Source organism: Streptomyces sp. NPDC097107 (assembly GCF_044762405.1).
Taxonomy (GTDB): Bacteria; Actinomycetota; Actinomycetes; order Streptomycetales; family Streptomycetaceae; genus Streptomyces; species Streptomyces thinghirensis.
Genome location: NZ_JBIWEF010000001.1, coordinates 755,600 through 777,337, shown reverse-complemented (window position 1 = coordinate 777,337; position 21,738 = coordinate 755,600). Strand labels below are relative to the sequence as shown.

The 21,738-nt window shown below is 68.4% G+C and carries 22 protein-coding genes and 3 pseudogenes; 15 read left to right on the top strand and 10 right to left on the bottom strand.

Features of this window, described 5'->3' with window-relative positions; translation table 11 throughout:
- Together ACIQ1J_RS03610 and ACIQ1J_RS03605 are read left to right on the top strand one after the other, a co-directional pair.
- On the top strand, nucleotides 1–435 hold the full coding sequence (locus ACIQ1J_RS03610) for a nuclear transport factor 2 family protein (RefSeq protein WP_403553755.1): 435 nt from the start codon (nucleotides 1–3) through the stop codon (nucleotides 433–435).
- A 77-nt stretch (nucleotides 436–512) separates the two neighbouring features.
- Nucleotides 513–1,502: an NAD-dependent epimerase/dehydratase family protein gene (locus tag ACIQ1J_RS03605; RefSeq protein WP_403553754.1), complete on the top strand. Its 990-nt coding sequence runs from the start codon at nucleotides 513–515 to the stop codon at nucleotides 1,500–1,502.
- Nucleotides 1,503–1,538: 36 nt separating this feature from the next.
- On the opposite strand, the pseudogene ACIQ1J_RS03600 reads toward ACIQ1J_RS03605, so the two are convergent.
- A pseudogene (locus tag ACIQ1J_RS03600) lies at nucleotides 1,539–1,998 on the bottom strand (transposase family protein); the annotation flags it as partial.
- 1,042 nt (nucleotides 1,999–3,040) lie between these two features.
- Between ACIQ1J_RS03600 and ACIQ1J_RS03595 the strand changes: the two are divergent.
- The 3 genes from ACIQ1J_RS03595 to ACIQ1J_RS03585 are packed head-to-tail and all read left to right on the top strand — an operon-like array spanning nucleotide 3,041 to nucleotide 3,865.
- The gene (locus ACIQ1J_RS03595; RefSeq protein WP_403553753.1) at nucleotides 3,041–3,274 is read left to right on the top strand and encodes a type II toxin-antitoxin system VapB family antitoxin; all 234 of its coding nucleotides are present in this window, start codon (nucleotides 3,041–3,043) and stop codon (nucleotides 3,272–3,274) included.
- Nucleotides 3,271–3,678, top strand: coding sequence for a PIN domain nuclease (locus ACIQ1J_RS03590; RefSeq protein WP_403553751.1), 408 nt, complete (start codon nucleotides 3,271–3,273; stop codon nucleotides 3,676–3,678). Before ACIQ1J_RS03595 ends, ACIQ1J_RS03590 begins: the two co-directional genes overlap by 4 nt.
- A 46-nt stretch (nucleotides 3,679–3,724) precedes the next feature.
- Complete coding sequence (locus ACIQ1J_RS03585; protein WP_403553750.1) at nucleotides 3,725–3,865, top strand: hypothetical protein; 141 nt, start codon at nucleotides 3,725–3,727, stop codon at nucleotides 3,863–3,865.
- 198 nt (nucleotides 3,866–4,063) lie between these two features.
- On the opposite strand, the gene ACIQ1J_RS03580 is transcribed toward ACIQ1J_RS03585, so the two are convergent.
- Complete coding sequence (locus ACIQ1J_RS03580; RefSeq protein ID WP_403553748.1) at nucleotides 4,064–4,624, bottom strand: TetR/AcrR family transcriptional regulator; 561 nt, start codon at nucleotides 4,622–4,624, stop codon at nucleotides 4,064–4,066.
- A gap of 115 nt (nucleotides 4,625–4,739) precedes the next feature.
- Between ACIQ1J_RS03580 and ACIQ1J_RS03575 the strand changes: the two genes are divergently transcribed.
- The 6 genes from ACIQ1J_RS03575 (at nucleotide 4,740) to ACIQ1J_RS03550 (ending at nucleotide 10,137) form a co-directional block, all read left to right on the top strand.
- The gene (locus ACIQ1J_RS03575; protein WP_403553746.1) at nucleotides 4,740–5,432 is read left to right on the top strand and encodes an SDR family oxidoreductase; all 693 of its coding nucleotides are present in this window, start codon (nucleotides 4,740–4,742) and stop codon (nucleotides 5,430–5,432) included.
- Between the two features lie 39 nt (nucleotides 5,433–5,471).
- On the top strand, nucleotides 5,472–6,527 hold the full coding sequence (locus ACIQ1J_RS03570; protein ID WP_403553744.1) for an aldo/keto reductase: 1,056 nt from the start codon (nucleotides 5,472–5,474) through the stop codon (nucleotides 6,525–6,527).
- Nucleotides 6,528–6,660: 133 nt separating this feature from the next.
- Entirely contained in the window at nucleotides 6,661–7,665 is a 1,005-nt protein-coding gene (locus ACIQ1J_RS03565) for an NADP-dependent oxidoreductase (RefSeq protein WP_403553742.1), read from the top strand.
- 91 nt (nucleotides 7,666–7,756) lie between these two features.
- Complete coding sequence (locus ACIQ1J_RS03560) at nucleotides 7,757–8,638, top strand: alpha/beta fold hydrolase (RefSeq protein ID WP_403553740.1); 882 nt, start codon at nucleotides 7,757–7,759, stop codon at nucleotides 8,636–8,638.
- A 508-nt stretch (nucleotides 8,639–9,146) separates the two neighbouring features.
- Nucleotides 9,147–9,485 (top strand): hypothetical protein, encoded by a 339-nt coding sequence (locus ACIQ1J_RS03555; protein WP_403553738.1) that lies wholly within the window; start codon nucleotides 9,147–9,149, stop codon nucleotides 9,483–9,485.
- Nucleotides 9,486–9,528: 43 nt separating this feature from the next.
- Nucleotides 9,529–10,137: a hypothetical protein gene (locus ACIQ1J_RS03550; RefSeq protein WP_403553736.1), complete on the top strand. Its 609-nt coding sequence runs from the start codon at nucleotides 9,529–9,531 to the stop codon at nucleotides 10,135–10,137.
- Nucleotides 10,138–10,211: 74 nt separating this feature from the next.
- Here ACIQ1J_RS03550 and ACIQ1J_RS03545 read toward each other — a convergent pair whose 3' ends face one another.
- Nucleotides 10,212–11,306 carry an IS630 family transposase gene (locus ACIQ1J_RS03545; protein ID WP_403553734.1) on the bottom strand — a complete coding sequence of 365 codons (1,095 nt, stop codon included), beginning with the start codon at nucleotides 11,304–11,306 and terminating at the stop codon, nucleotides 10,212–10,214.
- A gap of 434 nt (nucleotides 11,307–11,740) precedes the next feature.
- Between ACIQ1J_RS03545 and ACIQ1J_RS03540 the strand changes: the two genes are divergently transcribed.
- Complete coding sequence (locus ACIQ1J_RS03540; RefSeq protein ID WP_403553732.1) at nucleotides 11,741–13,465, top strand: IPT/TIG domain-containing protein; 1,725 nt, start codon at nucleotides 11,741–11,743, stop codon at nucleotides 13,463–13,465.
- Between the two features lie 570 nt (nucleotides 13,466–14,035).
- Complete coding sequence (locus ACIQ1J_RS03535) at nucleotides 14,036–15,595, top strand: RICIN domain-containing protein (RefSeq protein WP_403553730.1); 1,560 nt, start codon at nucleotides 14,036–14,038, stop codon at nucleotides 15,593–15,595.
- A gap of 504 nt (nucleotides 15,596–16,099) precedes the next feature.
- Here ACIQ1J_RS03535 and ACIQ1J_RS03530 read toward each other — a convergent pair.
- From ACIQ1J_RS03530 to ACIQ1J_RS03510, 5 genes and pseudogenes are all read right to left on the bottom strand, one after another.
- Nucleotides 16,100–16,731 (bottom strand): annotated as a pseudogene (locus ACIQ1J_RS03530) (transposase); the annotation flags it as partial.
- A 7-nt stretch (nucleotides 16,732–16,738) separates the two neighbouring features.
- On the bottom strand, nucleotides 16,739–17,137 hold the full coding sequence (locus tag ACIQ1J_RS03525; RefSeq protein WP_403553728.1) for a hypothetical protein: 399 nt from the start codon (nucleotides 17,135–17,137) through the stop codon (nucleotides 16,739–16,741).
- Nucleotides 17,134–17,415 (bottom strand): annotated as a pseudogene (locus ACIQ1J_RS03520) (IS5/IS1182 family transposase); the annotation flags it as partial. The pseudogene ACIQ1J_RS03520 and the gene ACIQ1J_RS03525, both read right to left, overlap by 4 nt.
- A complete protein-coding gene (locus tag ACIQ1J_RS03515) occupies nucleotides 17,369–17,587 on the bottom strand; it encodes a hypothetical protein (RefSeq protein WP_403553726.1) in 219 nt (72 codons plus the stop codon). The pseudogene ACIQ1J_RS03520 and the gene ACIQ1J_RS03515, both read right to left, overlap by 47 nt.
- The gene (locus ACIQ1J_RS03510; RefSeq protein ID WP_403553724.1) at nucleotides 17,584–17,877 is read right to left on the bottom strand and encodes a transposase; all 294 of its coding nucleotides are present in this window, start codon (nucleotides 17,875–17,877) and stop codon (nucleotides 17,584–17,586) included. Before ACIQ1J_RS03510 ends, ACIQ1J_RS03515 begins: the two co-directional genes overlap by 4 nt.
- A gap of 54 nt (nucleotides 17,878–17,931) precedes the next feature.
- On the opposite strand from ACIQ1J_RS03510, the gene ACIQ1J_RS03505 reads away from it, so the two are divergent.
- On the top strand, nucleotides 17,932–18,168 hold the full coding sequence (locus ACIQ1J_RS03505) for a hypothetical protein (RefSeq protein WP_403553722.1): 237 nt from the start codon (nucleotides 17,932–17,934) through the stop codon (nucleotides 18,166–18,168).
- 343 nt (nucleotides 18,169–18,511) lie between these two features.
- On the opposite strand, the gene ACIQ1J_RS03500 is transcribed toward ACIQ1J_RS03505, so the two are convergent.
- A complete protein-coding gene (locus tag ACIQ1J_RS03500) occupies nucleotides 18,512–19,411 on the bottom strand; it encodes a LysR family transcriptional regulator (RefSeq protein ID WP_403553720.1) in 900 nt (299 codons plus the stop codon).
- Between the two features lie 122 nt (nucleotides 19,412–19,533).
- On the opposite strand from ACIQ1J_RS03500, the gene ACIQ1J_RS03495 reads away from it, so the two are divergent.
- Nucleotides 19,534–20,742 (top strand): MFS transporter, encoded by a 1,209-nt coding sequence (locus tag ACIQ1J_RS03495; protein WP_403553718.1) that lies wholly within the window; start codon nucleotides 19,534–19,536, stop codon nucleotides 20,740–20,742.
- A 128-nt stretch (nucleotides 20,743–20,870) separates the two neighbouring features.
- Here ACIQ1J_RS03495 and ACIQ1J_RS03490 read toward each other — a convergent pair whose 3' ends face one another.
- Nucleotides 20,871–21,686 carry an alpha/beta fold hydrolase gene (locus ACIQ1J_RS03490; RefSeq protein WP_403553716.1) on the bottom strand — a complete coding sequence of 272 codons (816 nt, stop codon included), beginning with the start codon at nucleotides 21,684–21,686 and terminating at the stop codon, nucleotides 20,871–20,873.
- Nucleotides 21,687–21,738: the final 52 nt, after the last annotated feature.

Below are 21,738 nucleotides of genomic sequence, written 5' to 3'. Positions count from 1 at the left end.
ATGTCCCCTGAAGAGATCCGCGCCCGCTCACTCGCGGCCACCGACACCTACTGCGAGGCGTTCGAGGCCGGCGACATGGCGAGAATGGCAGACGTCCTCGCCGCCGATGTCGTGCACGTCCTGGCGATGTCCTTCGACGGCGGCGTCGAGCCCGCCGTCGTCCTCACCGGCAAGGACGAGGTACTGGGGTTCTTCGCCGGCCTTCTGCGGCAGGTCAGCCGCCGTGCCCTGTCCGACCGGCGCGTCACCGCCGGTGCGGACGGCGACGTGGTGTTCGTCGAGGCCGTCGGTGACGCCGTGCTCGCCGACTCGGGCACCTCCTACAAGAACGTGTACGTGTTCAAGTTCGAGTGTGCCGGCGGCCAGGTGCGGCGCCTCACCGAGTACTCCAACCCGGTCGCCGCCCACAAGACGCTGGACATCCCGCTGGGATGACTCGCCGGTGCTCTCGCACCGGACGCATGCACACCGACACACCGGCACATTGCCTTTGACGACAAGGAGAGTCCTTCATGCGTGTCTTCCTCACCGGTGGGAGTGGATTTCTCGGTCAGCACCTGATCAGCCGGCTGCTTGCCGAGGGCCACAGCGTCATTGCCCTGGCCCGTTCCACCGCGAGTGTGCGCAGGGTGACCGAGGCCGGGGCGCAGCCGGTGCGCGGCGACCTGGCCGAGCTGGCCGGCCGGGGTGGCCCGGCGGTCACCCCGGCCTGGCTCGATCACCTGCGCGACATCGACGCTGTCGTGCACGCCGCAGCACGGATGGAGTTCTGGGGCGACGATGCCGGCTTCCGTGCGGACAACCACGACCCGACCGTCGCCCTGCACGCGGCCGCGGCCGCGGCGGGAGTGTCCCGGTTCGTGCTCATCAGCGCCGCCGGCGTGTCGATCGGCACCCAACGCGCCACCGTGGTCGACGAGAACACCGACAACGGCACCTCCGCCCTCGCCTATGGCCGGGTCAAACTGGCCACCGAGAACGCCTTGCGCGATGCCGCGTCGCCCGCCACGACCCTGGTGATCCTGCGACCGCCGTTCATCTGGGGCCCTGGCATGACCACCATGGCCGACGCGGTCGAGTCCGCTCGCAAGGGAGGTTGGATGTGGATCGACCAGGGCCGCCACACCATGGACTTCGTGCATGTCGACAACCTCGCCGATGCCGCCGTGCTGGCCCTCACCCGCGGCCGCCACGGCACGCCCTACTACGTCACCGACGGCACCCCCATGACGATCCGCGACTTCTTCACCGCCCTCATGGCCACCCAGGGCGCCGACGTCGCCGACAGCCGCAGCGTCCCGCTGGCGATCGCCGCGCCGGTGGCAGCCCTCGTGGACGGCGGCGCCCGCCTGCTCCGCCGACGCACCGCGCCCTCGCTCACCAACTGGCTGATCGCCAACATGGGCCGCGACCGCGCCTACGACATCAGCGCCGCCCGCACCGACCTCGGCTACCGACCGCGTATCGGCTTCGATGCCGGCCTGCTGGAGATGATGCCCTGAGCGGGTGCCGGCACCGCCAGCGAAACACGGACCGTCGCGGTTCGGGCTGCAGCGACTCCTGCGGAAGATCTCCCAGGATTCAGGCGGGCGGCGCCCCGTTCGACGGGAGCGTGGGCGTGGGCGAGTGCGCGGTTCAGCGTCCGCTCGGGCGGTGACAGTTTGCCGCTGGGCGGGCCCGGATCGCGGTGATGACCCAGGAACCTGCGCCTACGTAGGCTTGTCGGCCACGATCGGGACGCTCTGGCGTTCGCAGATCCGGATGATGCGGTGGGTACGGAGTCTGGTCAGGTCATGTGCGCGGCCCCGCAGGGCCGGCGAGATCCACGGCAGCCGACCTTCGGGATCGGCAACGACCTGCACGTTCACGCCGTGGCGTCGGTGCTTGTGCGAGTAGTCGGTGCATCCGTCGCCCAAGCGGTCGCACTCGCTGAGGGGAGCCGTCCAGGAGTACGCACTCGGGATCGTATTCGCACAGGGTCTTGAACAGCGGTGCCCTGGTAGGAGACCTCGATCGTGTAACCAGGCTCCGACCGCGCGGTCCAGTGCGGACCGGCAGACCGGGAACGAAGGACTACGGGGACGGAGTCTGGCAGATCACCTGGTCCGACCGGTTTCCCGTGATCCGGGCAACGAACGGGGCGCATCGCCGTCCGGTACCTCGGTAACGGGGCGGGCTGGGGTTCGGGTCAGAGCACCGCAGTGTACCCAGTCGGAATCGGCCGCACTCGAGGCAACTTGGCCGTTGTGCATCACGCAGCCTCGTGCGTTGGGCTCTCGCCACCATCACCCCATCAGTGGCCAATCTGAAAACGCTCATTGAGTCCCTCTGCTACTAGCGTCGCCAGGAAGCCAGAACCGACACGCCTGCGGCTCCGGGTGTCCGGTCGATACGGAGTGTGACTTCGACGGGCAAGGGGGAGGCGGTAACGGAGTCGGCGGCATGCACTACGGGTGAGCCGCGCGGTTGGCTGCCTTGCCGCGGATGCGCCGGGGCGGATCGTCTCCCACTACGGGTATGGGGAGTGCCCCGTAGCCGTGCGGTACGTACCGCACGGCACCGTGGTCGCCGGGGATCGAGGAGGACGGAGCGGGACGCAGCAGGATGTCAATGTCCGCCTCTGTCGCGTTTCCGCAGGTGAAACGCGTCACCCATTTGGGTTCGAGTCCCACCCGCCCCACCAGTTTTACCCTGCGGAAACGTTCTGATCTGCGGAAACGTGGTTTTCGTGGGATTGGGTGTCCCGAATCGGTGTGGCGAACGTGTGGCGTTTTGTGTCCCCTGTGAGGGTCAAGAGGCCTGTGAACTGGGGTTTTGTTCGAGTCTTCGGTGGGGTGCGTTGTGATGGCTCCCACGGTTGCTGAGGCGGCGGCCTGTCTTCACCGCATCGACATCATCCACTCGGTAGGCGGCTCGTGGCCGCCGGCCTCGCGGCCGGGTCGGGTCCTCCCTGTCTCGTGCTGGATGATTTGCCGTCCGTGAATGTTGGTGATGTATCGTGGTTATGTACATAATGGACTCAGGGTGAGGGGTGGCTGATATGTCTGTGACCCAGGTCGATCTCGATGATGAGGCGCTGGCTGAGGCGATGCGGCTCATGGGTGTCTCGACGAAGAAGGAGACGGTGAACGGGGCCCTGAGGGACTATGTGGCGCGCGTCAAGCGGCTGGAGGCTGCCGAGAAGCTGGCCGCGAGGGGTGAGCGGGGCGAGTTCGAGGCTGCGGCTGCGGCGCGTGCAGCGGCCAAGCAGGCCCGGCGGGCCGCCTTCGAGTGATCACATACCTCCTCGACACGTCCGCCCTCTGGCACCTCTTCCGTACGCCGGGGGCGCTGCGTCCCTGGGAGGGGCACATCGCTGCCGGTGTGTTCCATATCTGCGAGCCCGCGAGGGCGGAGTTCCTCTACTCGGCCACAAGCCCGGCTCATCGGGACGAGTTGGCCGAGGAGCTGGATGACTTCTGCCATCTCACACCGGTTCCCAAGAGTGCGTGGCGCTGGGTCGACACCGCGCAGTACAAGCTCACCCAGCGGGGGCAGCTCCGTGCCGCCGGAGCCGTCGACCTCCTGGTGTGTGCGACGGCGGTCCATCACGGTCACACGGTGCTTCACGTGGACAACGACTTCGCCACGGTGGGCGCGGTCCTGAAGGAAGTGCAGCAACGAGACGTACGCGCCTGAACCTCCACCGAGTTCGAACCACGCTCGATCAACTCAGGTAGCCAACTTGCCCGGTCACGGTGACGGTGACGAGTTCACTGACCGTGCGGCGGCGCGCGTCGTGTCGGTCGTGATGCTCCTGGCGATGGCGGCAGGCGTGAACATCGCCGCGAGCGTCGACGAGATCGTGCGCGACGTCCGGGAGTAGATCGCAGTCCTGCTGAAACACTGACGACGATTGCGCAACCCCCACCTCGCGGGCATGCGGCCGGGAACCGGCCGATGCCCGGCACGCGGTGGAGCCGATATGCCAGACGTCGGCGGCCGTCTTCCGCCGCCTTCGTCTGACCGCGGATGCCTCGTCGCTCACGAGTGCGGTCGGCGTGCACCCGCACCGTGCCCTTGTTCAGCCTGCTTCCGTCAAGGCTGCGTGCGCGGCGGCGAGGATCTCCTCGGCGAGCGGTGAGCCGTTGGTGGCCCGCGACAGGACCAGTGCGCCGAACAGGGTGCAGAGGCGGACGATGCCGTCCTGGTCGTCGGTGGCGAGGAAATCGGCGAAGTCGGCCACCCCTTCGGTGTAGACGCGGCGGGCCTCGCGCCCTCCGCCTTCGCGCGCGATGTCGGTGGCGAGGGCTGCGACAGGGCAGCCGTCCGCCGGGTCGTCGCGATGCCCGACGGAGAGGTAGGTGTCGATCAGCGACTGCTGGGCGGCTTCGCGCTGCCCGTCGTGCTGCTCGAGCCCGGTGGTGTGGCGTTGGGTGAGCTCGGCGAAGGCGTGGGCGGTGGCCTCGTCGACGAGCGCCTCCTTGGAGGCGAACTGCTTGTAGAAGGCGCCGTGGGTCAGGCCGGCCGCCTTCATCAGGTCGGCGACACTGACCTGTGTGCCTTGCTCCCGGAACAGCCGGGATGCGGTGTCCACCACCCGCCTGCGGTTCTCCTCTGCCTGTGCCTGCGATACGCGGCCCATGACCACCTCCCGATTGGATGTCGACTGGCATCTATCTTAGCCCCGTGTTTAGATTGAATACGTAATCTAATTCGGTGCGGATGGCCGACGCCGCCCGTCACGATCAGGAGCAGACGTGGAACTCAACAACGCGGTCGCGGTCGTCACCGGCGCCAACCGGGGCTTCGGACGGCACTTGGCAGCTCAGCTCGTCGAGCGTGGGGCGAAGGTGTACGGCGCGGCCCGACGCCCTGAGACGGTCGACGTGCCGGGCGTCGTCCCGCTGCGGCTGGACGTCACGGACGAGGCGTCGATACGCGAGGCCGCCCGTATCGCTTCCGATGTGACACTGCTGGTCAACAACGCGGGCATCTCCACCGGCGCGACGCTGATCGGAGGCGACGTGGCTGAGGTGCGCCGGGAGATGGAGACCAACTTCTTCGGCCCGCTCGCCGCGACCCGCGCCTTCGCCCCCGTCATCGAGGGCAACGGAGGCGGCGCCGTGCTCAACGTCCTGTCCGCCCTGTCCTGGTTCCACCCGGCCGGCCTCGGCTCCTACGCCGCGTCCAAGGCCGCCGCCTGGGCACTGAGCGACGCCACCCGTGAGGAGCTGGCACCGCGCGGGATCACCGTCTCGGCGCTGCACGTCGGCTACATGGACACCGACATGGCCGCCGGCGTGCCCGCCGACCAGAAGGTCGCCGCCGCCGACGTCGCGGCCCAGGCTCTGGACGGCATCGAGGCGGGCCTGCCCGAGATCCTCGCGGACGAGGCCAGCCGGTACGTCAAGCAGAGCCTGTCCGCGGCACCCCAGCCGAACGCAGGCTGACGCGACCACCTCCACGCCCTATCCGTTAAAGGACGTCTTATGCGTCACACGACTTTCGGACACCGGACCGGACTGCGCGTCTCCGAGTACGCGCTCGGCACCGCGAACTTCGGTACAGGCTGGGGCGCGGGCGCCGAGCCGGACGAGGCGCGCCGGATCTTCGACCGGTTCGCCGAGGCCGGCGGCACCTTCCTCGACAGCGCGGACGGCTACCAGTTCGGCGAGTCGGAGGAGCTGACCGGAAAGCTGATCTCCGCCGACCGTGACCACTTCGTTCTGGCAACGAAGTTCGCCCTCGGTGCCGCCCCGCAGCCGGACATCTCCAGGACGGGCAACAGCCGCAAGAACATGGTCGCCTCGGTGGAGGCCAGTCTGAAGCGCCTGGGCACCGACTACATCGACCTGTTGTGGGTGCACTTCCCGGACGAGCTCACTCCGATGGAGGAACTTCTGCGCGGACTCGACGATCTGGTGAGCGCCGGCAAGATCCACCACGCCGCGCTGTCCAATTTCCCCGCCTGGCGCGTCTCGCGCGCGGTAACCCTCGCGGACCTGAGGAACCAGGCCCCGATCGTGGGCATCCAGCACGAGTACAGCCTCGTCGAACGCTCCGCAGACCGCGAACTCCTGCCCATGGCCGAGAGCCTCGGACTCGGCGCCGCCCTGTGGTCCCCGCTCGGCGGCGGACTGCTCACCGGCAAGTACCGCAGTTCCGCCAAGGGACGCCTGAGCGACCTGGGCGCGGTCATCCACACCGAGAGCACCGGCCAGAAGACCGCCGTCGTCGACACCGTCCTGGCCATCGCCGAAGAGACCGGCGTGACGCCCGCCCAGGTGGCGGTGGCCTGGGTGCGCGAGCGCGCCGACCGGTCCGTGGCCACGCTCGTGCCGATCATCGGCCCGCGCAATCTCTCCCAGCTCGACAGTTACCTCGGCGCCCTCGACGTCCAGCTGACCGACGCGCAGTACACCCGCCTGACCGAGGTCAGCGCAGTGCCGCTCGGTATGCCCCACGAGGGGATCACTGCCAACCTGGACCGCCTCCAGGGAGGCGCCGCCGACCGCGTCACCGCCCCGATGGTGCCGGTCGCCTGATGGGTGAACGCGGCGCGGACGCAGTGCGCCCGCGCCGCGGCGAGGAAACAACACAGACTTTCTCGTACGGGAGAAGCCCGGCGCGAGCGGAGACCCCGCCCTCTCACGGACGGGAAACGGAACGGAGACGACGATGAGGGCCTTCATGGTCGAGAAGTACGGCGGTCAAGCCGGGATGCGCGCCGCCGAGACGCCCGCCCCCCAGGTAGGTGCCGACGACGTCCTGGTCAAGATCCACGCGGCCGGCGTCAACCCGCTGGACCTCAGGATCCGCAACGGGGACTTCAAGGCGTTCCTGCCCTACCGTCTCCCGCTCGTTCTGGGCAACGACCTCGCCGGCACGGTCGTCCGGACCGGCCCGTCCGTCACCCGGTTCGTGGTGGGCGACGAGGTCTACGCCCGGCCCGACAAGGACCGCATCGGCACCTTCGCCGAACTCATCGCTGTTCACCAGGACGACCTGGCCCCCAAACCGGCCGCCCTCACGATGACCGAGGCCGCCTCCCTCCCCCTGGTCGCCCTGACCGCATGGCAGGCGCTGGTCGAGCGGGCACGTGTGCGGCCGGGCCGGAAGGTCCTCATCCACGCGGGCGCGGGCGGACTCGGCTCCATCGCTGTCCAGCTGGCCAAGGCGCTGGGCGCGCACGTGGCCACCACCGTGAGCACCGCCAAGGTCGACCTGGCCAAGGAACTCGGCGCCGACGTCGTAGTCGACTACCGAACCCAGGACTTCGCAGAGGTCCTTCACGACTACGACGTCGTCCTCGACAGCCTCGGAGGCGAGAACCTCGCCAAATCCCTGCGCGTACTCAAGCCAGGCGGCATGGCCATCAGCGTCGCGGGCCCACCCGACCCGGCCTTCGCCCGCGAGCTCGGCGCGAACCCGATCCTCCGCCTGGCCATGACCGCACTGAGCTTCAAGACCCGTCGCAACGCCAAGCGCCATGGCGTGACGTACACGTTCCTGTTCATGAAGGCCAGCGGCGACCAACTGCTCGAACTCACCCCCCTCATCGACGCTGGGAAGATCCGCCCCGTCGTCGACCGAGTCTTCTCGTTCGACGAAACCCTCCAGGCCATGGAATACGTCGAGAAGGGGCGCGCGAAGGCTGGGAAAGTCGTCGTCTCCATGAGGTGAGCGCGTGCACAGCCCAGCCGGACGCCGAGGCAGCCCGTCACAACGAGAAGCCCCCCAGACCTCGTCCCCCACCACACACCAGGACCCGGCCATGAGCGCATCGTTCAGCTCCCCCACACCCACCCCGTTCTCGTACAAGAACGCGCCGAACCGCTCCGTGTCCGTGCGCGGCGTGACCTTCGCCTACCGGCAACTCGGCCCGGACGAAGGCGTACCACTGATCCTGCTCAACCACCTGTCCGCGGTCCTCGACAACTGGGACCCCCGCGTCGTCGACGGATTGGCCGCCCGGCGGCGCGTGATCACCTTCGACAACCGCGGCGTCGGCGCGTCCGGCGGCTCCACACCCGACACGATCGAGGCGATGGCCCGCGACACCGTGCTGTTCATCCGGGCCCTCGGGTTCGACCAGGTCGACCTGCTCGGCCTGTCCATGGGCGGCTTCATCGCCCAGGTCATCGCGGCAGAAGAACCCGACCTCGTACGCAAACTCATCCTCGCGGGCACCGGCCCCGCCGGCGGACCCGGCATTGACAAGGTCACCCGCCTCACCATCAAGGACACCATCAAGGCGGTCCTGACCCGCAAGGACCCGAAGCAGTACCTCTTCTTCACCGACACCGCGGGCGGCCGCCAGGCAGCCCACGCCTTCCTGGACCGGCTGAAAGAGCGCACGGACGACCGCGACAGGGCCATTTCGCTCTCATCATTCCGCGCCCAGCTGAAGGCCATCCACCGCTGGGGCCTCCAGACACCGGCCGACCTGTCGCGCATCCACCAACCGGTCCTGGTGACCAACGGCGAGAGCGACCGAATGGTCCCGAGCGTCAACTCGGTCGACCTGGCTGCACGGCTCCCCCAGGGCGAACTCGAGCCTCTCTACCCCGACGCCGGACACGGCGGGATCTTCCAGCACCACGACGGATTCGTCCCGCGGGCGCTCGCGTTCCTGGCACCCCGGCCAGCCGTCTGACAGTTCCAATTCCCCTGCTCCGCACCCAGTGAGTCCGGCACCGGGAATCCGTCCTCGCACGTCGCCACCATGAACAGCGACGGCCTCTCAACACAGAGCCCGCTCTGTCACCGGGGAGCTTCGAAGATGACCCTCGGAACCGACTATTGGTCCAAGAGCGGCTCACGGCCGGCCCACTCTACGGGCGCTCGTTACGGAGGGGGGTGTGTCCAGTAAACGGCTGATCCAGTTTCTGTAGTGGGTCAGCCGTTTACTGGACACACCCGCAGTCGGCCGCGCGGTACGGCTGGCTGGGCTCGCAGCAGCGTTCCGCCGAGACACCGACCGGCCTCGCGCTCATGGGCGTCCGGTTGTACGACCCGGCTCGCGGCAGATTCATGCAAGCTGACCCTGTCCACGGTGGTTCGGCCACGCCTACGACCACTCAAACGCCGATCCATGCAACGCCACCGACACCGACGGCATGTTCCCGAAGTGCGGCACACGTCGTATCAGGAACGGTTATGGCATGAGGATCGTCACGAGCCGGCGAGGAGGCGGTGTCGCGAAGAACGGCTACCGCTACATGGGCTACCACATCAACGTCCAGGTGACCGGCTTCGCCAACCGCTATCTTTCGAGGAACGCCACCCAGGCCGAGACCTGGGGTGTCAAGCCGGGACGAAGCGGCAAGATGGTCAAGCTCCAGAGCAAGAAGAGCTGGTACACGCCGTTGAAGCTCCAGTGGGCGGTCCACTACAACATCCAGGTGAAGCCAGGGACTCGCATATGGACCGGTGGAACAGTCGTGGTCTTCGGCTGGAGAGGATTCGTCGCCAGCATGACCGATAACTGTATGGCCAAGTGACCGGCCGGGTTCACTGATGGAAGGCGGATACATGAGGCGTCCCTTGTCCGAGATCGCCTTGGAAGCCCTCGGAGCTGGCCCGCCGGTGGCAACCGCGGGCACTTACCGCACCGCAGAACCGACCGTCGCGGATGTCTGGACAGAGCGCGATCTCGGATTCGTCCTGCTTTACCACCGCAGGCATGACGGGTACTTCGCAGAAGAGCTGTACTACTCCCTGCGCGGCAGCGACGGCGGCGCGGAGGAGGGATGGGCCGCCTGCGATCACCTCAGTGGTGGTCTCCTGGGTTTCGACCCGGAGGACGCATCGTCCTGCGAGGAGGTACTCGCCGGAAATGCCATGGCGATCGTCACGGAATCCGAATCCATGGTTTATACCGGCAGGTTGGCCGAGAACGAGGGCGACGAACTGCTGCGCGTCGTGGAGCTCCTCGTCTCCGCGGAAGCCGACGTTCTCGAAATCGAGAACCTGACCAGGCCATCTCATTATCGCCGCGCCCTGCCTTCGGCTCTGGCTTTGCTCGTTCTCCTCCCCGGTGACCGTATCCGTGTCCGCGCGGCGCTATCCACGCGATCCGGGTGCATTCCTGTCGGCGACGTCATCGAGCTGTCGCACTCGCCCGATTCGGCAACGCGCAGTGGCTGGTTGTGATCGTCGAGACCTCGCACCGGGGCAGTCTGCAGTTCCCGGAGGTCCTGGACTAGTGTCTCGTGATCCTGCTCATGTCAGTTCGAGTCGTTATTGACGAGTTTCTTCACGTTGGTTGCGACGAGTCCGACCTTCGCGAGGACCTCGCCGGCGGTCGCGGTCCAGGTGAACGGTTTCGCGTTTTCGTTCCGGGAGTTGATGTAGTCGCGGATCTGGTTGATCAGGACGTTGACGCTGGAGAAGGTGCCGCGGCGGATGGACTGCCGGGTCAGGATTCCGAACCAGATCTCGATCTGGTTCAGCCACGAGGACCCGATGGGAGTGAAATGAAAGTGGACGTGCGAGTTCTTGGCCGGCCACTCCTTGACCTCCGGGGTGGTGTGCGTCGAGAGGTTGTCCAGGACGACATGGATGTCCTTCTGGGCGTGCGGTCTGACGGCCTTCTTCAAGAAGGCCAGGAAGTCCTTGCCGTTCCGGGTCGGCTGGCACTCGCCGATCACTTCGCCGGTGGTCACGTTCAGGGCGGCGAACAGGTTCGTGGTGCCGTGCCGGACGTAGTCGGCGGTGCGCTTCTCGCTCGCCGCGAAGGCGACCGGCAGCACCGGCTGGGTCCGGTCCAGCGCCTGGACCTGCGTCTTCTCGTCGATCGAGAGGACCACCGCGCCACCAGGTGGGGCAAGGTAGAGCCCGATCACGTCGGCGACCCTCTCCGCGAACGCGGGGTCCTTCGAGATCTTGAAGGTTCCGTTCCGGTGCGGCTTGGGATGCTCCTCGCGCCAGATTCGCGCGATGTAGTGCCAGGACACGGAGATGCCCTCGGTCCGCTTCAGATATTTCGCCAACTCGCGTGTGGACCAGTGCGAAAGCCCCGTGCCATCCGGCGGCGTCATGCGGGTCAGCGCGATCACGCGGGCCCGTACCCGTGCCGGCACCTGTTCCCGGGCTCCGCCGGGCCGGTCGCCTTCCAGCCCGGCCAGTCCGGCTTCGGCATAACGCCGCTTCCAGCGGTCCACTGTCGGCAGCGATACGCCGAGCAGCGCGGCGATGTCCTTGCGTCGACGGCCTTCGCTCGACCACAGCACGATCCGGCCCCGCGTCGCTATGTCGGCGGGTACGTCCCGACTGTTCGCCAACTCCCGCAACCCGGCGGCCTGTTCCAGGGAGAGCTCCACGCCAAGAGACCCCCGCCACACAAGATCAAGTAACGCTGACGGAATCACGAGAAACTAGGCGAACAAGTCCCGGCGCTGAAGGGCCCGGTGCAGCCTCTCCAGCACGGAATGGGTGTGAACCGCTTGTCCCAGCTGAAGTCCGATCACCTGAGCGTGGCCAGGTTCCGATCGGATTCGGACAGGCCTATTGCTTCCCCTCCGGTGCGGCTGTGCCGATGGGATGATCTATCTGACTTCGCCATGTACTGATCATCTGGCGTGTGCGGGTCGTTGGCTGTCGCGGCCCGGACCTTGCCGCGGTGGTGCGCCAGGGACGGGCTCGGCCGGTGGCGATGTGCCGCTGGTGCGGGCGCGCCTGCACGACCGCGTCTCTGCCGGTTCACGGGGTCCTCCGGTTCCCGCCGCCAGGGTGCGGACCCGAAGGGGGAAGAGCCTTGATCTCTGCACCTGCACGGCCTTGTCGGCCCCGGTCCCGATGGGGCAGCCGCCTCACGGCGCTGGTCGTCGGCGGGACGCTGGCGCTGACCGGGCTGGTGGGCCTGGACGACTTGGCGCAGGCGGCGCCGACCGGCACGGCCACCGCCGCGGCGCCGGCGCAGGCCGCCCCGACGGGCACGGCCACCGCCTACGTGTCCAACACGAATGCCGGCACGGTGTCGGTCATCGACGACGCGTCCGGGACGGTGACTGCCACCATCCCGGTCGGCTCCAGCCTCCAAGGCCTGGTGTTCTCGCCCGACGGCACCCGTGTCTACGTCGCCAACAGCGGCGGAAACTCGGTCTCGGTCATCGACACGGCGACCAGGGCGGTGACCGCGACCATCGCGGTGGGCTCGTTCCCCTATGGCATCGCGGTCTCCCCGGACGGCGCACAGGTCTATGTGACCAACGGCGGCGGGAATTCGGTCTCGGTGATCGACACGGCCACCGACACGGTCACCGCCACCGTCGCGGTGGGCGTGGCGCCCCTCGCCATCGCGGTCACCCCTGACGGCAGTCAGCTGTATGTCACGGAGAACTCGACCGGCGGAAGAACCTCGGTGATCTCCACCGCCACCAACACGGTCACCGCCAGCATCACGACGGGCATCGCACCCAACAGGGTCGCGGTCTCGCCCGACGGCGCCCGTGCCTACATCGCCAGTGCGTCCTCGAGCAGCGTTTTTGTGGTCAGCACGGCGACGAACACGGTGACCGCCACCATCAGCGGCATCTCCTCGGCCTCCGCGCCGGTGGTCAGCCCGGACGGCACCGACCTGTACGTCGCCCAACAGTCCTCGGGCACGGTGGCGGTGGTCGACACGGCCACCAATACCGTCACCAGCACCGTCACCGTCGGCACCGCCCCGTTCGGGAACGCGATCACCGCCGACGGCGCCCACCTCTACGTCGCCAACTACGGCAGCAACACCACCTCGGTGATCGACACGGCCACGAACACCGTCACCGCCACCATCACCGTCGGCAGACTCCCCGGGCACGTCGCGACCGGCCAGGTCCCGCTGCCCGCCCCGGTCGTCACCGCGATCAGCCCCACCTCCGGGACCACCTCCGGCGGCACCGTGGTCACGGTCACCGGCACGAACCTGACCGCTGCCACCGCGGTCACCTTCGGCCCGGGCAACCCCGCGACCGCCGTGTCCTGCACCGCGACCACCTGCACCGCCACCGCCCCGGCTGGAGCGGCAGGAACGGTCGACGTGCAGGTCACCACCGACTCGGGCACCAGCCCCACCAGCGCCGCCGACCAGTACACCTACCTCACCCCGCCCGCGGACATCGACGTCAGCCTGACCGCGCAGCCGCACCTGGGCATCCTGGTGCCGTACCTGACCTACACCCTCACCGCGCACAACACCGGTCCCAGCGCCGTGGCCACGGCCACTCTGACCGCGACTCTCCCCACCGGCACCACCCCGACGAACCTGTCCACCGGCTGCACCACCGCCGGCAACACCGTCACCTGCGCCTACGGCGCCATCCCCGACGGAACCAGCGTCAACAAGACGTTCCGCATCCCCCTGCACCTGCTGACCCTGGGGCACGTTTCGGTCACCGGAGTACGGACCGCATCCGCACCCACCGACCCGAACCCGGCCAACGACAGCGCGACCGCGACCTGCACAGCCATCTCGATCATCCTGGTCACCTGCCCCTGACCTCAACGGTCCCGGCCGGCCCCCACCAGCGCCGGCCGGGGCCACAAACTCAGGCAACGGCCGTCCTGTGACCGCTGAGGGGTCCAGAACTGGCGATCTGTCATCTCTCGTGTCCGCGAACCACCACGACGAGGCATGGGGCGTGCTGAACCAGTGCTGGCTGACCGATCCCCGCCCGGCGCGGACCGGTTCGCCGCCGACGCGGGGGGCGCGCGAGCTTCCGTGCACCCAACAGCCGTCTCGCAACGCCGACTTCGCCTCCCATGCGCCGCCTGACATTCGCAGCTCAGCGGTAGGACCGGAGGAAGGTGGTGCGGCGGCTGAGGGGCGCAGAGCGGTCGAAACGACAGCCAAGTGTGGACGTAAAACCCCCGCTGGGTATTCACATGAGCCTTACGACTGCTGGCTGTGCTTCTGTGCGCCCTGGCGGCGGCGTGGCATGGAACCGACGATGGGCTTCGGTTCAGACCGCCCGTACCTGGCGGCGTCTCACGGGCCGGGTTCCACCCGGTCTTCCCACGCGCCAGGTCTGCTGTCGGCGGGCCTGGGCGCTCCTTTGGAAGGACGTCCATGTTAGGCAGACCCACAGCCCTGCTGCGCCTGCTGGTGCCGGCGTTGCTCGCCGCCGGTGCCCTCGTGCCGCTGTCGGCAGGTACCGCGTCCGCCGCGCAGCCGATCTGCGTGAGCGGCGCCCTGCAGTTCGACTACCAGTCCGCCGAGGCGGGCCCCTCGAAGCCGACTCTGACCCGGGGCGCCCGTAACGCGTCGGTCGAGCTCTGGGGCCGGGAGCTGGCGACCGAGACCGACCACAAGCTGAACACCGGCACGCAGCTGACCGGTGCGGCCGACGGCTCGTTCAACCTCTGCTACACCCCGATCAGCACCACGGCGATGGACCACCTGTTCGTGCGTTTCGCCACCCGCAGCAACCAGGTGTGGCGGGTCGCCAACTCCAGCGGAACGGTCTACACTTTCGACACTCCGACACTGTCGAACGTATCGGCGAACGTCGCTCTCGGTGCCGTCAATCCGACCGTTTCGGACCGGGCCTGGCACGCCTTCGACACCGTCAACCTGCTCTGGTCGCAACGCGCCAACTCGACCACACCGTGCTGGACGACCGCCGAGACGAACGCCGCTACCTGCACCACGCTGACGCTGCGCTGGCAGACCGGGTCCAACAGCGGCCCCTACTACGACCTGGCGAACAACGTCTACCTGGCCGAGGGCGACCCGGACTCCGAGCACACCGTGCTGCACGAGGCGGGCCACTTCTTCCAGCACCGGCTCTACAACAGCACGTGGCCCATCATCACCAACTGCAACCCGCACTACATAGAGTTGGTGTCGTCCGCCACCTGCGCCTGGACCGAGGGCTTCGGCGACGCGGTGGCCGCCTACCTCCTGGGCGACAACCGCTACGTGTTCCCGAACGGCGACTCCACCTCGTTCACCCACTCCGCGGGCTGGCAGACCGGCGACCATGTACAGGGCAACGTGGCCGCCTCGCTGCTCCACCTGTGGAACCAGGTGGACGGCAGCTGGAACCGCAGCATCACCACCCTGGCCGCGAACACACCCTCCACCTTCGCCGACTGGTTCAAGAACGTCCGCCCGACGGCCGTCCCGCCCCTGTCCACCACCGGCGCCGCGCTGACCGCCCTGGACACGCACGCCATCAACTACGGCCCCACCATCGTCGGCGACAACGCCTACCACGCGCTCAGCAACGGCGGTGGCGTCGCCCTCCAGCGAGGAACGGGCTGCAGCGTTGCCATCTCCGCGGTGGCCCAGTTCGCCACCCTGGACACCACCCGGGCTTCCCAGCGCTGGAAGTTCACCGCCAACGGCGACGGCACCGTCCGGGTCTACGACAGCTGCCCCATCCCGCTCTACCTGACCGCACCGGCCACCGCCGGCGGCCAGATCTCCCTGCAGGCAGTCAGCCTCGGTGCCGCCAACCAGCGCTGGCAGGTGACACAGAACGCGGTCGGCACCTACACCCTGACCAACCCCGCCACCGGCTACGTCCTGGCCGGCACCGCCACCGCGGGCCAGGCCGTCACCGCCAACACCGCATCCGCCACCTCGGCCAGCCAGAAGTGGGCATCGGTCTTCTCCATCTCCTGACACTGGCCACACCCCGGTGATCCCGGGCCCGGACCGGAACCATGACAAGGCGGTTCGGCTCGCGGACCCAACGTCGGCGCGCGCCGACGTTGGGTCCGCGAGCATTTTCGTCGGTTCTGTCGCAGACGTGTCGGGACGCCTGGTTTTCCGGGTGGAGGTACTCAAGGGGGCAGGCGGTCGGCGTACGCGGCTGCTGAGGCGCTGGAGAGTTGGGACAACAGCTCCTGGCACCGCCCCCTGCGCCCTCGGCCTACTCCAAGCCCCGCGTCGTGCGTCGCGCGCGCCGTGCGCGCTGACCAGGCGGTCGCGATGGCGCGTGCCGACCGGCCCGGAACGCGAGCACCGAGCCCGTCAACCTCGCCGTTTCGGTTGAGCTGAGGCGGCGTCGCTGATCAGCAGCTGTTGGGTGGTCGACGCGATTTCGGTGCTTGTGCACGGCGGAGTCCCGGCGCGGTGGTCGGGTTCTCCGGGTCTTTCGGGTCGTGGGCGGTCAGCGGGTGTTGGTCAGCCGGCGGGTCGGGATAGTGCGGCGAGGCGGTGGAAGGCCGTGGCCGATTCGTGTCTCCAGGGCCAGGTCGCCGATATCCGCAAGCGGAGGCGTCGGCCGCCGTGGGTGAGGCGGGCGGCGACGTGCAGGATCCGGTAGCGGAGTTTCTCCGGCTCATGGCAGCCGCCAGTTCCCCGTCCAACAGCATCCAGGCCGGCAGGTCGATCGTCGCGAGGCTGAGTTCGAGCCAGGCCGCGTTGATGGTGAAGTGGCGGGAGGGGAAGCGGCCGAATCCGGTGGTCTTGCCGCACCGGATGTGGTCTTCGACGGTGGCGTGTCCGCGGTGGCGGGTCTCCAGGAACTGGGCGGAGCCGCCTCCGGAGTACGGGGTGTCGGCGAGGAACACCTGGTGGCGCAGGCCCTCGTCCTGATCGAACAGGGACTGCTGGGCGCCGGGGTGCGGCCGCTCGCGGCGCACGATGATGCGTGTGCCGGCCGGATAGCAGGTCAGCTCGGCCATGCCGGTCAGTTCGGCGGCCTCGGCGTTGGCACGGAGCGAGCCGTCCTGGTCCAGGGCGGGATGCCAGAGACGGTCGGGTATGGCTCGGATCGTGTGGCGGACAGGCTTGGTGACCGCGTATCCGACTGAGTGGACGTTAAGTCCGTTTCTGGTAGCTTCCTCGCCCAGGTTGGATGAGGAACCCTTGGCGGACAAGACGTCCGAGGCGGCTCCGGGTGATGTTGACGGTCGCCTCGTCGGTTGGCATGCCGAGGAGTTCGTGCAGCTCACGGGCTCTGAATGCCTGGCTGGGGTGCTGAATGAAGGCGTTCACGATGGCCTGGTAGGCGGTGGTCGACCCTGCCGGTTCGGAGTCCTCTTGGGCCGGTGCGAGTTCGGTGATGACCTTCCGCGTGGTGGCAAGGTCCGCGAGTCGCGCTTCGGTCTCGGCCGAGGCGGCGGTCAACTGCTCGATCTGTCCACGGAGTTCACCGGCACGGTCCGCGGTCTGGTCGTGCTCGGCCTGGAGGCCCGCCAGGAGCTCGGTGATGTTCACGCGGCCAGCTCGATGGTGTCGCGCCAGGACGGACTCGGCGTGGTGAGGCGGCGGGTCATGTTCGCAATCGACGCCCAGTAGACGCGTGAGGCGGAGGTGTCGGGGCGGTGGTCGTATTCGCGGGCCAGGCGCCGGTGCAACATCAGCGTGCCGTTGACCTGTTCGACTACCCACCTTTTCGGCTGCGGGACGAACCCTTTGTCCCGGTCGTCAGGGTTGCGGCGGACGACCTCAACCTCGATGTCCCTCAATGCGCCGTGGATGATGACCTGGTCCTTCGAACAGGGCGTTCGCCCGGTATGCCTCGGCGAGTTCGGTGTCGGTGACCGGCGAGACCAGCCATCGGTAGTAGGGCCGGCGGGCCAGATTGAGTACCCGGCACGTCACCGCGACCGGCACCCGGTGAGGGGCAGCGGCGGCGGCCAGCTCGCGGACGAGCGGGTACATCATTTTGACGGCAGGTTCGCCTGCGACAGATACGCCGCGGCCCTGCGCAGCACCTCGTTCTCCTGCTCCAGGAGCCGGATGCGCTTGCGGGCCTGGCGCAGCTCGACGGACTCACCCGACGCCGTTGCGGGCCTGGCGCCCTCGTCGGTGTCGGCTCGGCGCAGCCACTTCGACAACATGATCGGGTGGACGCCGAAGTCGGCGGCGATCTGTTCCAGCGTGACGCCGGGCTCGCGATCACGCGCGATCCGCACGACGTCGTCGCGAAACTCCTTGGGACACGGCTTGGGCACTGCGACATCCTTCCAGGCCGCCTCTCAGCAAGCCAGGTCAGGTGTCACCCATCCGTGCAGCAGTCCCTCGCTCAGAATGTCGCCCTGCTATGGTTCCCTGCGCTCAATGCCGTAGTCATTGACACAGGCGTGGTACGGGGCGATACGGAGGTGATCATCCGGCTCGGCGGACAGATGCTGGCCGTCATGCTGGTCCAAGTTCTGTGTGCGTTGGGCGCCCTCCACTTTGGTGCGCGGACCGTCCTGGCCGTGGGTCGTGATCTCAGGGCCGCCGTTTTCGATCAGGTGTAGCGTCTCTCCGTGCACCAGATCGCTCGGTTCAGCACACCGTCGCTCGACAGCCGCATCGATCGGAGGAACCACGCGCGCATGCCCGTCGATCGTGCTGTCGCACCGGGAACCTCCAAGATCCCCGACAGAGTCAAGCTAGATCATCGATGCTGCGGCGTGTGGACGTCCACCGTGTTGCCCGGCCTGTCGATGCCGGGAACGCGGAGTGCGTTCGGCCTGCCGCCGCAACATGCCTGAACGCCCCCTGGGCGGACAGAAGTTGGCTACGCGTCTGTGGGTTCGTCGGGTACGGCCATCCGGATTCCGCACCGGGCGACCGTGTGCCGGGTCCCCGCCGGGCCGCTCACTCGGCGGCGTCGGCGACGGCCGCGAGGGCCTGGGAGAAGGCGCGGGTGCGGGCGGTCTCGTAGTTGCGGTGCCACACGAGGGCGAGAAAGGAGTCCTGGAGGCCGGTGAGGGGAACGAAGGTGACCGCGCGGCGGCCGTAGTAGTCGGCGGTGGGGTGACACAGCAGCATCGCGCCTCGGTCCGCCTGTACCAGCGCCAGGCCCTCCTGGAGGGTGCCTACCGAGGGGCCGGTGGGGATGGGGCGGCCCCCGGGAGTGACGGCCGGGGCCTGGGCGCGGCGCCAGTACTCCGGGGCCGCGCCGTGGACGCCGATGAGCGAACAGGCTGCAAGGTCCTCGGCGCCGAGGGCGTCGCGCTTCGCGAAGGGGTGCCGGGTGGACACGGCCAGGGACTGCGGCTGCTTGGAGAAGACCTGGCCCAGCACCAACTCGCTCTCCTGGACCGGCATCAGCACCACCGCCGTGTCGACCTCCCGCCGGTGCACCGGGCCGAAGGGATCGGAGAACGGGATCTCCACGATCTCCGTGGCACACTCCGGATACCGGCTCTGGAAGAGTGCGATGGCGTTCATCACCTGGTCGTTGGCCGTGCCCTGGAAGCCGATGCGGAGCAGCCCGCCGACCCCGCGCGCCACGTCCCGGGCCTCGTCGATCGTCTTCACGATGGAGTCGAAGGCCGGGCGCAGCCCCGCCAGGAACTGCTCGCCGAGCGGCGTGAGCCGGACGCGGCGGCTGGTGCGCTCGACGAGCCGGGCACCGATCTTGCTCTCCAGGGACCGCAGCAGCTGGCTGATCCGGCTCTGCGAGACGTACAGGCGTTCTCCCGCCCGTCCGAAGTGAAGTTCGTCGGCCAGCGCGAGAAAGGCCTCCAACTCGCGGGCGTCCAGACTGCTCACAGCGGTTTCTCCCTTATCGCGGCACCGGTGGCGCGGACGGCCGGTCCATCGATGAGCTCCACTCATAGAAGGATGAGAGGTTGGCCGTTGTTCCCTCACCGCGCGGTCTGTTGGCTGGACGCATGACGCAGGTTGAGGAATCCACAGGCACACCACCCGCCCGACAGAGGTCGCCGCTCAGTGGCTGGCTGGGCGTGGTGGCCCTGGCGCTGGGCACGTTCACGGTGGTCACGTCCGAAATGCTGCCCGTCGGGCTGCTGACCCCGATGGGTGAGTCGCTGAGGGTCTCCGAAGGGGTGGCGGGCCTCACGCTGACGATCACCGGCCTGGTCGCGGCGGTCTCGTCCCCGGTGCTCGTCTCGATGCTTGGCAGGACCGACCGCCGGATGGCGCTCTGTGCGCTGGTTGCCGTGCTGGTGATCGGCAACCTGGGCGCGGCCTGGGCTCCGAACTTCGGGATCATGGTCGTGGCCCGCGTCCTGGTCGGCATCGGCATGGGCGGCGTCTGGGCCATCGCGGCCGGCCTCGCCGTGCGGCTGGTGCCGGCGAAATCGGTCGGCCCCGCCACCTCGCTGGTCTTCAGCGGCATCGCTGTGGCGTCCGTACTGGGCGTTCCGGCCGGCACGTACCTGGGAGCGGCGGCCGGCTGGCGGTCCGCGTTCCTCGCGGCCGCCGGGCTCGGACTGGTGGTCCTGGTGGCGGCGGCGGTCCTGCTGCCCCGGCTGCCCGCGGAGCGCGCGATTCCGCTCGGCGGTGTGATGGGACTGTTCGGCAATGCCCAGGTGCGTACGGGCCTCATCGTCGTCGGCTTCGTGGTGACCGGCCACTTCGCCGCGTACACCTACATCAGGCCGGTGCTGGAGGACGTCTCCGGCGTCGGCGCGGGAATGATCGGCACGCTGCTCCTGGTGTACGGGGTCGCCGGTGTGGCCGGGAACTTTCTGGCCGGGGCCGGGGCGGCTCGCTCGCCGCGCAAAACGTTGCTGGTGATCAGCGCGGTGATGGCGGCCACCGTGATCGCGCTGCCGTTGCTGGGCGGGTCGGTGGCTCTCGCCGCCGTGCTGATGGTGGTCTGGGGCCTGAGCTACGGAGGTGTCTCGGTCAGTACGCAGACCTGGATCCTGCTCGCCTCGCCGAACGCCCGCGAGGCGGCATCCTCGCTGTTCGTCGGGGTGTTCAACGGAGCCATCGCGCTGGGCGCGCTGATTGGCGGGCTCGCGGCGGACGGCATCGGCATCACGGCGGTGATGTGGGTGGGTGGAGCGCTCGCGGTGGGCGCGCTGGTGACCACGACGGTCGGCCGGTCTCCCACGCCGGCCGTCGGAGCCTGACCGCCCGGGCGTACGGGCAGTCACCGTACCTCTGTCACGCGAACGGTGCCCGGGGGAGCGTCCCCCGGGCACCGGCGCGGGCGCGGACAGGTCCGGCCCGGTGATGTGGCGCGGCTGTCCGGTCCGGGTTACGGCCGGCTGGCCGGCTCCCCGGTGCGCGGCAGGGTGGCGAGGAACGTGGTCATCGCGTCGGCCCACGCCTCCGGGCGTTCCGCGGCGATGGCGTGGCCGCAGTCCAGCGTGACCAGCTCGGCGTGCGGGATGCCGTCGGCGAGTTCGCGTGAGTGAAGAGGAGTGGTGATCAGGTCGGCCAGGGGGGAGATCACGAGGGTGGGAGCGCTGATCGAGCGGAGATCTTCCCGCACATCGATGTGGTCGAACATCGCCAGCTGCGCGTCGGCTCCGGCCGGCATTCCTGCGGAGAACAGGGCCAGCTGCTCCTCGACTTCCTCCGGGGTGCGTCCGTCGAGCCACCGCGGGCCGCCGACGACGAGAGAGAGATAGGACGCGAGGGTCCTGGGATTTCCGGTGTCACGGGCGAGCGCACGCCAGGTGTCGATGACGAGGCGCAGCCGGGAATTCGGATAGGCGAAACCCGATGACAGGATGAGTCCGGTCACCCGTTCGCGATGACGGGTGGCTGCTCGGACGGCCACGGCCGTCCCCATGGAGAATCCGGATATGGCGAAGGATTCGATGCCTGCGTGCACGGCGCTTGCCACAAGATAATCCGCTGTGCCGTCCAGTGTGAGCGGGCCTTGCGGTAAGGGGCAGTTTCCGGACCCGGGGAAATCGGGGCCGACCACGGTCGTGACTGCGGAGAGCCGCTCGATCACCGGCCCATAACTGTCCTGAATGTCACTCCCCGCACCGTGTGCAAGGAGAAGACCTGGTCCTTCACCGACTTTCAATGGGTCGAGTATCAAGCCTGCGTCAATGTCCATGCCGAGATCATAAGTGGTCTCCCGTACATCTTGCTGCCTCTCGATGAAAACT

Bases quoted from the DNA above. Each gene is read 5' to 3' on its own strand.
- ACIQ1J_RS03610 (WP_403553755.1), top strand. From the start codon at position 1: ATGTCCCCTGAAGAGATCCGCGCCCGCTCACTCGCGGCCACCGACACC.
- ACIQ1J_RS03605 (WP_403553754.1), top strand. From the start codon at position 513: ATGCGTGTCTTCCTCACCGGTGGGAGTGGATTTCTCGGTCAGCACCTG.
- ACIQ1J_RS03595 (WP_403553753.1), top strand. From the start codon at position 3,041: ATGTCTGTGACCCAGGTCGATCTCGATGATGAGGCGCTGGCTGAGGCG.
- ACIQ1J_RS03580 (WP_403553748.1), bottom strand. From the start codon at position 4,624: ATGGGCCGCGTATCGCAGGCACAGGCAGAGGAGAACCGCAGGCGGGTG.
- ACIQ1J_RS03570 (WP_403553744.1), top strand. From the start codon at position 5,472: ATGCGTCACACGACTTTCGGACACCGGACCGGACTGCGCGTCTCCGAG.
- ACIQ1J_RS03565 (WP_403553742.1), top strand. From the start codon at position 6,661: ATGAGGGCCTTCATGGTCGAGAAGTACGGCGGTCAAGCCGGGATGCGC.
- ACIQ1J_RS03560 (WP_403553740.1), top strand. From the start codon at position 7,757: ATGAGCGCATCGTTCAGCTCCCCCACACCCACCCCGTTCTCGTACAAG.
- ACIQ1J_RS03555 (WP_403553738.1), top strand. From the start codon at position 9,147: ATGAGGATCGTCACGAGCCGGCGAGGAGGCGGTGTCGCGAAGAACGGC.
- ACIQ1J_RS03535 (WP_403553730.1), top strand. From the start codon at position 14,036: ATGTTAGGCAGACCCACAGCCCTGCTGCGCCTGCTGGTGCCGGCGTTG.
- ACIQ1J_RS03515 (WP_403553726.1), bottom strand. From the start codon at position 17,587: ATGATGTACCCGCTCGTCCGCGAGCTGGCCGCCGCCGCTGCCCCTCAC.
- ACIQ1J_RS03495 (WP_403553718.1), top strand. From the start codon at position 19,534: ATGACGCAGGTTGAGGAATCCACAGGCACACCACCCGCCCGACAGAGG.
- ACIQ1J_RS03490 (WP_403553716.1), bottom strand. From the start codon at position 21,686: ATGGACATTGACGCAGGCTTGATACTCGACCCATTGAAAGTCGGTGAA.